Annotated in this window: 6 protein-coding genes and 3 pseudogenes; 6 read left to right on the plus strand and 3 right to left on the minus strand. The window is 51.2% G+C overall.

Going from position 1 to position 8379, the window contains the following annotated elements:
- Window positions 1–104 (plus strand): annotated as a pseudogene (locus tag IQ273_RS36025) (DDE transposase); the annotation flags it as partial.
- A gap of 455 nt (window positions 105–559) precedes the next feature.
- The gene (locus IQ273_RS35050; protein ID WP_194026186.1) at window positions 560–2641 is read left to right on the plus strand and encodes a hypothetical protein; all 2082 of its coding nucleotides are present in this window, start codon (window positions 560–562) and stop codon (window positions 2639–2641) included.
- 96 nt (window positions 2642–2737) lie between these two features.
- Here IQ273_RS35050 and IQ273_RS26760 read toward each other — a convergent pair whose 3' ends face one another.
- The 3 genes from IQ273_RS26760 to IQ273_RS36030 all read right to left on the minus strand — a co-directional run bounded on the left by IQ273_RS26760 (window position 2738) and on the right by IQ273_RS36030 (window position 5758).
- The gene (locus tag IQ273_RS26760) at window positions 2738–3796 is read right to left on the minus strand and encodes a transporter substrate-binding domain-containing protein (RefSeq protein WP_194026187.1); all 1059 of its coding nucleotides are present in this window, start codon (window positions 3794–3796) and stop codon (window positions 2738–2740) included.
- A gap of 182 nt (window positions 3797–3978) precedes the next feature.
- Entirely contained in the window at window positions 3979–5073 is a 1095-nt protein-coding gene (locus tag IQ273_RS26765; protein WP_194026188.1) for a fatty acid desaturase, read from the minus strand.
- Between the two features lie 529 nt (window positions 5074–5602).
- Window positions 5603–5758, minus strand: a complete 156-nt coding sequence (locus IQ273_RS36030) for a PCP reductase family protein (protein ID WP_194026191.1) — start codon at window positions 5756–5758, stop codon at window positions 5603–5605.
- A 240-nt stretch (window positions 5759–5998) separates the two neighbouring features.
- On the opposite strand from IQ273_RS36030, the gene IQ273_RS26775 reads away from it, so the two are divergent.
- The 4 genes and pseudogenes from IQ273_RS26775 to IQ273_RS26790 all read left to right on the plus strand — a co-directional run.
- Window positions 5999–6784, plus strand: a complete 786-nt coding sequence (locus IQ273_RS26775) for a dienelactone hydrolase family protein (protein ID WP_194026189.1) — start codon at window positions 5999–6001, stop codon at window positions 6782–6784.
- Between the two features lie 322 nt (window positions 6785–7106).
- Window positions 7107–7481, plus strand: a pseudogene (locus IQ273_RS26780) (actin-binding WH2 domain-containing protein); the annotation flags it as partial.
- A 137-nt stretch (window positions 7482–7618) separates the two neighbouring features.
- Window positions 7619–7906, plus strand: coding sequence for a hypothetical protein (locus IQ273_RS26785; RefSeq protein WP_194026190.1), 288 nt, complete (start codon window positions 7619–7621; stop codon window positions 7904–7906).
- A 224-nt stretch (window positions 7907–8130) separates the two neighbouring features.
- Window positions 8131–8379, plus strand: a pseudogene (locus IQ273_RS26790) (hypothetical protein); the annotation flags it as partial.

Below are 8379 nucleotides of genomic sequence, written 5' to 3' on the forward strand. Positions count from 1 at the left end.
AGGAGAAACTGCCGCTTTATCTGGGGTTCTTTGAGTTCGTACACAATGCCCGTAAGCGAGGAAAGGCACTGCTGGGCAACCTATTGGAGACCTTGTTGAACTAGCTCCCCAAAATCCGTATTGAGCCCTTTGTATTTGTCTAACTACTGCTAAAGGTTGGACAAACTAACTTTAGAGTGTTCCAACTAAATACGTATCCAGGGTCTCACCGCGATCGGCCCATTGGGCCGAGTTCGCATCCTTGGAAGGGATGTTCTTTTAGTTGGGATACTCTTAGAGAAAACTACTTCAATAAAGCTTCTGCCCCATGTCAGCAGGCAGGTTCTTGCTTTATTTCTCTTTACACACAAGACTCTACAATGCCTCACCATTAAAGTAATAGAGTAAAAGCAGGCGGGCAAAGAAAAGTCCAGCTGTCATCTTGTCAACCCAAAATCATCCTTAAGCAAGATGACACTCCTACCGGTTTAATCGAGGCTGCCCCATAGCCCTTGTTTGGTGGCCAAACCGGTTGATCTCCTGAATCGTTGCCTTGCACTTACAACAGGATCTTGCAATTATGGCTGCATTTACAATTGCTGGCTTCACGTTTGAAGAGAATGACTTGGTGACCGATGGCTCTATCGTAGATGGAGCAGCAACAACTCAACTCTTTCTGTCGGGGCTACAGTTTCCCGAGCTTGCCGATAATACCGTCGGCTCACTGGTTGGTGGAAGTGATAGCCAGTCGCTCGCGTTGGGCAATCTTTTTAATCGCTCAACCCTTGAATTAACCTGGGATGCTGGCGCTGGCCCCGTTAACCAGGCGGGTGACGACTTTGTTGTCTACGAAAACGGGTTTGCCAATGGCCCTGAATACTACGCTGTCGCTGTCCGGAGTGCTACTACTGGGAATTTCTCCCCGTTTCGCTATGAGACCTTCGACAGCTACGACGAAGCTGCAATTAGCGGCTCGGCTGATGGTACCGGGCTGTTTGCCACAGCCTTCGACTTAAGCGATTTTGGCCTGGCTTCGGGAGAAGCCATTGATGCTGTTCGGATTCAGAATTTGGCGGCGACGGATATAGTCAATGACATTTTTGATCAAAGTCTGCTTGATCTAACTGATACCAATGGCTTTAACCTATTAGTTGACTTATTTCAAGAACCCTTCACCCTGGATAAATTAGATAAATTTGACTCTGATATCACTCTGGTCGCAGGTTTGGGTGGGGTCATGCCACCCGCTCAACCTTTACAATTATTCGACACCAGAAACAATTTGGTCGGTGGATTTGACAGCATCCAAACCGCAGTAGATGCCGCTAGCGATGGCTATATTTTGATTGCTGCGGCTGGCACCTACAGTGAAGATGTCATTCTTGATAAAGAGTTAACCCTGATTGGAGCTAACTTTGGGTTGCCTGGTAACGATAACGCCCGTGGTGAAGAGTCTATTATCGAAGGCTCGTTTACTCTAGGCGATAATAATATCTCAGTTCTAGGGTTTGAATTTACCAATGATTCAGCGGCTATTCAGGGCGGTGGTAGTGGCGATAACTTCAGTAATATTGCGATCGCATTCAACGATTTTGTTGGCTTAACCAATAACAAACAGACCTTTATTACCAATGGGTTTGGTACCGGAGGCGCACCGTCTGGGGGGGTTAACTGGTCAATTACAGGCAACTACTTTGACGGCATCACCGGCAACGATGCCTCTATCATGCGAATTGACAATGTGAATGGATTGCTGATCGCTGACAATATCGGCTTTCATGACGAGGCCAGTGCCTCCGGACGACGGGGTATTCAGGTCGACAATTCTCAGAACGTTGAGATTTTAGGCAATGCTATTGATCTGGGCATAACCAATTTTTCTGATGAAGCCGCTGTCTTTAGTGCCGCTCTTTATAACCTTCAGCTTTCTTTGGATGATGACGGCTCGGCTAACTCTACCTCGAATGTTGTGATTGCAGATAACACGTTCTCGGGTGCTTACGACGGCATCGTCACCCTCGACGATCGCGATTTGACCGATGTTGAAATCGTCAAAAATACATTTGCTGATTTGTTTTACGGCATTCGCCTTGCTGCCGCAGACGGTGAGTTAAGCCAGGGCACCCAATCAAATATTGAAATTAGCAGCAACGTTTTCAATGATATTGCCGCCGCCGCTGTAGCATTTGATCACCGAGAACCAGCTGAGATTTTCTCCGATATTGTGGTTGAGAACAACACCTTTAACGGTGAGTTTGCCGGTATTGCCCACATCAATCCAGAGACGCGCACGATATTGGGCACCAATATATTTGAGGGTTCCGATGGCAACGATACACTGCTGGGGGGTAGCGGCGACGATCGCTTGTTTGGCTTTGGCGGCGACGACGTCTTGAACGCTGGAGTTGGCAACAATGTTGCGTTTGGCGGCGAGGGTATAGACACCTTCGCTTTGGTTGACGGGGCTGGCATTACTACCGTATTAGACTTTGATGCCGCTGTGGATAAGCTGACCAATGCTACCTTTTTTGATGTTATTTTGGCCCAGGGTACGGGTGAAGAGGTCAGCAATACATTTGTTTTGAACGATACAACCTTTGATGTAATGGCCAGGTTGTTGTCGACAAATGTGGCCGATATTACCCCAGCCACGTTTGTTTAAACTAAATCATTACCCGTAAGTGTCCTTGCGACTAGGCTGACTGAGCGAAGTCGAAGCAAACTGCCCCCTTCGACTTTCGCTCAGGAGAGTTACCCATTACCCAGAGTCTGGTAGGTAGCGCTGTAGCATGGATTGCCAACCAGACTCGCTAATCTCCTGCAAAATCTGCTGGTTTAGAGCTTTGCGCAGGGGGGAATTGGTCGGTAGGGCAAACGCATATTGACTGACCTGAATGCCGGTGTCTTCAACTTGCAGGCGCGATTGAAACGTGTCTTGATTTAGGGTTCGTAGAGGCACTGTGCCATAAACAAACGCATCGATGCGGCCTTCGTCTATGGCCTGTAACCCTGCTTCGGGAGTTGAGAAGCTCTGAAACTGAATCTGCTCTTGCTGCAGGTAGTTAGCGGCGGTAGTATCGGCAATGCTACCCACCTGTTTGGCTTGCAGCTGTTGTACCTGGATAGGCTGAATTCCCTGGTCGAGCACCAAAACCGAGGTGATCGAAGCGGTGAGGCTAGCCGTTAGCCCCATCGCCACCAGCATCCACAACAGAGCCAAAATTCGCCCCCCCAGTGTTTTGGGGGCTTTATCACCGTAGCCGATGGTGGTCATCGTGACGCCAGCCCACCAGAAGCCGTCCCAAATGCCCTGCCGGGGCGATTTGTTGAACATGTCTTCATTGGCGCGGTGTTCAAGCAGCCAGCAAAGAAAGCCAACAACGACCAATACCAACGATAGCCACAGGCAAATTCTTAAAAACCGAGGCGAGAGAACGGCCTTCACGACACTCCAAACCTGCTGCTGCCGCAGCGTGGCAATACCTAAGGTGGCGGCAAAATAGCTTTGGGTAAAGTCTACCTGCTGCTCTCTAGGAGCCGTGGCCGTAGCCAGGACAACATCAATGTCGCCAGTATTGAGCTGGGCGATCGCATCGTTGGGCTGCACCTCACGCCATTCGTAGTCGAGGTCAAGCTCGTGGGCCACCTCCCGCCAGAGATGAACACCAATGCCATCCCAGTCGCTGCCGCCCTGGGCGCTGCTTGATTTAATGGCAAAAGGCGGCACCGGACTGAGCCCGACGATTAGCGTGCGATCGCCTGTCGATGGAGTAGCGGGTGCAGTTTCGGCTGCTTCTGGGGTTTGAGCGATGGTCAACGTCCCGTAGAAGATAATTCCTAGACAGAGCACAACACTGCCTAACGACCATAACCATCGGTTAACTCTGCGAGGAATTGCCCGCCGCCTTTGCGATCCCATCATGTGAAGCATACTCAAGTACGGCTTCACTGTGCCCGATATCTACACCGACTTTCCACCACCTGAAGAGAGACAATCTGCTAAGCCTGAGGCAAAGATAGCTCACGATCTGGGGTTGGCAGGGGCACCAGGCGATTAGAATCTGCATCCCACAAAATAAATTTGGCGCAGCTAAGCATCTCGTCAATGCGCAGGGTTTTTACGTTCTTGAGCAAGTGTTGGTGGTGGCGATGGCAGGCCGCCAGGTTGTAGTTAGGAATCCGTTCGGAAAGGTGGTGAATACTGTGGTAGCTGATGTCGGCGGTAAACCATCGCAGGATAGCCGGTAGCTCTAAATAGCTGCTGCCCTCAATCGCGCCGCGAAGGTAGTCCCAACCGTCGGTTTGGTGAGCATAAGCCCCTTCAAAATTGTGCTGCACAAAAAAGATGCAGATGAAAATTGCTCCTGCGATCGCCAAAATAATTGAATACAGGCTTAAAAACAGCACCGGCCCAATTAGATAGCTCAGCACGAACCAGCTAGTAATCACAAACAGGTTGTTAACAAGCAGATCCCAAAACTCGCCCTTAGATTGCCAATGCTTAGAATGATGGGACGCAACCACCGATTTAAAGCGGATGTTGCGATCGCGCTTTGAGCAGGCCAACCAGTGACGGGCAAAATCATAGACACCGAAAACCAACGCCAGCCTGGGCTTGATCGCTAAATAGAAAAATCCCCCCGGCAAAGTCATCAGGGGCTGCCGAATAAAGCCATAGAGCTTTTGGTCAGCGGCACTCAGCTGCAAGAACTCGTCTACAGATAAAAAATCACCGATGCCGCGATACCGTTCCCAGTCGCCATTAGTCTTGTGGTGGAAGGCATGATCGCGCGACCAGGCGTGCTGAGGCATCGCGTTGATTGCGCCCAGCAAAAAGCCCACCACCCGATTGACTTTTTTAGATTGAAACAAAGAATAATGGCCGCAATCGTGCATGAGCGTAAAGCAGCGCAGCAGAAACAGCACCATCAATATCATGATGGGCGGCAGCAACCACAGCGAAACCGCAGCCGCCTTAACCGCCAAGACCCATAGCGCTATGTAGGGAACGACTGTATTGAGAATTTGAAAAGCGGCCCGTCTATCGTCGCTTTTCATGTACGGAGTCAAAACGAAATCGGATTTTTTAACCATGATCGGTTTGAGTTGCTTAGGCCTGAGTTGAATAATAGTTGAACTGAATAGTATTAAATTAAAAAAGGGTTAACTCGCCACAGTTTTTTCTACCGTATTAGGGGAATGGATCGATAAAGTGAAGATGTTTGGGTGCGTCGCAGCAGGTCAGAACATACCTTGTCCCTGCACAGAAACATCCTCAGCTCACAACGTGTATTCTGCTCATGCAGCAACCCTGGTCTAACGTAGTACAGACTGCTAAGAAGCAGGGATTTTGAAAGACCTGTCCAACACTAGAGCCAGAGTATAAAAGTTCGCTTTAGAGTTGGGGCGATCGCGCCAACCCTAAGAAGCTAGAAAAGTCATGACCTACACCTCGCAGATGCTATAGAACACAGACCAGTCATCGGCGGGCATTCTGATAATACGGTTTGTAACCTAACACACTCTGAGTCTGATCAGCATAGTTACCTAGCCACTACCTCATACTGGCGATCGCCAGGGCAAATCTCAGGCTGAACTGTGCCTGCGGCCCCATACGGCCACCTTAGCCAAACTGCTTTTTGGCGGCCTCGTAAACCTCAGCGGTAATTTGCTCCAGGCCCTGCTCTTGGGCAAACTTCTCAATCTTCTTGCGGGCGGCAGGGCGCACAAAGAAGGGAATCTCCTTGAGTCGGGCTTCGGCGTCAGCAGTCCATTCCATAGGTAGAGGCGCAAAATTGCGCTGAGCTTCAAACTTCTTTACGATATCAGGGACTGGCGGCAACGTTAGCTCTGTTTTGCGCCAGGTTTGGGGAAATTCCCGCAGCGGATTGGGCTTCATTGCCCCCAGGCCTGCTTCTAGCAAAAGCAGCTGCATCCAGGCGTCAATTTTTCTCTAAGAAGAGAAATCATGGCTGAAGACCGTCTAGGCATCTGAACCATCAATTTTAAGGAGATCGCAGTGATACGGAAACTCTTACTGGTAGCGCTGGCCGCCGTAGTGACTACTCTGATTGCGGTGGGTCTAGCTCCGGCGGTCAAGGCCGATATTGTGGCCGAGCCGGTGGTTTACACCATTAATGAGCAACCCTTCGAGGGCTACTTTGCCATTAACGAGGGCTTTGGCGACAGCCAGCCCGTGGTGCTGCTAGTGCACGACTGGGATGGCCTGGGCGACTACGAAAAGCGCCGGGCTCAAATGCTGGCGGAGCAGGGCTATGCAACCTTTGCCGTCGATCTCTACGGTCAGGGGGTGCGGCCCACCAACGCCGATGAATCGCGGGCTCAGAGCGGTATGCTCTACGCCGATCGCGATACCCTGCGATCGCGGCTGATGGCGGGTCTGGCTCAGGCCCAGGCTCAGCCCAGCATAGATGGCAGCCGGGTGGTGGCCATTGGCTACTGCTTTGGCGGTGCCGCCGTGCTCGAAATGGCTCGCGCGGGTATGGATGTGGACGGTTTTGTGTCGTTCCACGGCAGCTTTGATACCCCCGAGGGCCAAGACTACAGCCAAACGTCGGGCCGCATTCTGGTTCTCCACGGCTCTGACGACGGCGCTGCGCCGATGGCCGATGTCGCCCAGCTAGCCAGCGAGCTAGACGCCGCCGAGGTCGATTTTGACATGGAAATCTACGGTGGGGTTGACCACGCCTTTACGGTGTGGAGCGATGCCGATCGCTACGACGCGATGGCCGATCGCCGCTCGTGGCGGGCTTTGATCACCTTTTTAGATGAAACCCTGAGTTAGGAGGCTGCCGGGCTAAAGATGACGGGTCGGTGGGGGTATGCGGTTTAAGGTTTCAGGTTCAAGGTTTCAGGTTCAAGGGGAGCTGTGGGCCGTGTACTTTGAACCCTGCACCTAGAACGGCTAGCCACTGTCAAAATCAGCTCGGCCAAGGACTAGGCCGTCTGGGCTCTTATGCTGACGTGGGTTGTGGCATGCTTGGCTGGCGCTGACCGACGGTTCCGGCGATCGCACCGTGCGATCGCCGACTTTATCCGACCTATTCCAACTTGAAGGATGGCTACGCTCCAAGTGAGCCTTTATAGCCATCCTTCTCGGTAGGACTATGGAACACTTTTCGACGCTGATTTTGCTGCTGCGCGATCGCTCCACCTTTTTAGAGGAGGTGCGCCAGGGTAAAAAAATTGAGTCTAAAATTCTCTCGCTGCTGGGTGTTAGCTCGCTATTTTTTGCTGTGTATGGGGCCATTATTGGCTCATCGAGCGGTTGGCAACAGCTGCTGGTGTCAATGGTCAAGCTGCCGGCCCTCTACCTGCTGACCCTGCTCATTTGTTTGCCAACGCTCTATTTTTTCGACATTCTGTTTGGCTCTAAGGCCGATTTTCGCCAGTATACGGTGCTGAGCCTCACCACCATTGCGGTGATTAGCGTTCTGCTGTTTAGCTTTGCCCCCGTCACCCTTTTCTTTCTAGTTTCTATTCGCAGCTAAGTAGCAAGGCTCAATCATTTACAAGATGGCTCGGCTTCTTCGCAATCGCTGAAAGCTTTGACTGACAAAGGTTACAGGCACCTAACCTATTTGACATTTAATTCGTCCCACCTACTTACCACTTCTTTTTGCTGCTCAATGTCGCCATCTTTGGCCTCACGGGCTTTATTGGCGTGCGGCTATTTTACTCGGGCATTCGCTCCGTCATGGACTTCACTATCGACACGCCCAAAATTCGCAATCGACTGCTGCTATTTTGGCTGGTGCTCTACGGTTTGGTGGGGAGTCAGCTGGGCTGGACGCTGAGACCATTTTTCGGCTCGCCAGGTCAGCCGTTTGAGCTATTTCGTGAGGTAGAAGGCAACTTTTATGCCCAGGTAATTAACAGCATTTTTACGCTGTTGTTTGGTAATTGAGCCTAGCTTTAGGCTGGTAGTTTGCCAGGCCAATGGTGATAGGTCAATAGAGGTTCAGGGTTCACGGTATACGGTTTAAGGCCTGCCGTGAACCGTACACCGCTATGGATTGTCAAAATCAGCTTGGACAAGTACTAGTTAAAAGTCTGAAATGGCAGGGCTGGTGAGCCAGCAGAAAAGTTGACAAGGCTGGCGTTTAGGTAACTATTTTCTACACAAACTCAATGAAACCTGATTTGCAGGCGCTACGCATGACCCAGGCTGAACTCGACCAGCTGACCGGGTTGGATATTAGCACTGTGTTTATGGGCGGCATGATTCGCCCTTCGGTGTGGCGATCGCGACGTCAGCTCTTATCGCTGCTGATCACAGAATGCCTGGTACTGGGGACAGTGTTTATCGTTTGCCTGGGGCTAGGGCTGGTGCTGATGCGCCAGCGGGCCGGTTTTGACCAACTGGGGGCGCTGCTGCTG

The organism is Nodosilinea sp. LEGE 07298 (assembly GCF_015207265.1).
Classification (GTDB): Bacteria; Cyanobacteriota; Cyanobacteriia; order Phormidesmidales; family Phormidesmidaceae; genus Nodosilinea.

Coding starts and splice junctions, on each gene's coding strand:
- IQ273_RS26765 (WP_194026188.1), bottom strand. CDS start 5,073: ATGGTTAAAAAATCCGATTTCGTTTTGACTCCGTACATGAAAAGCGAC.
- IQ273_RS35050 (WP_194026186.1), top strand. CDS start 560: ATGGCTGCATTTACAATTGCTGGCTTCACGTTTGAAGAGAATGACTTG.
- IQ273_RS36030 (WP_194026191.1), bottom strand. CDS start 5,758: ATGGAATGGACTGCTGACGCCGAAGCCCGACTCAAGGAGATTCCCTTC.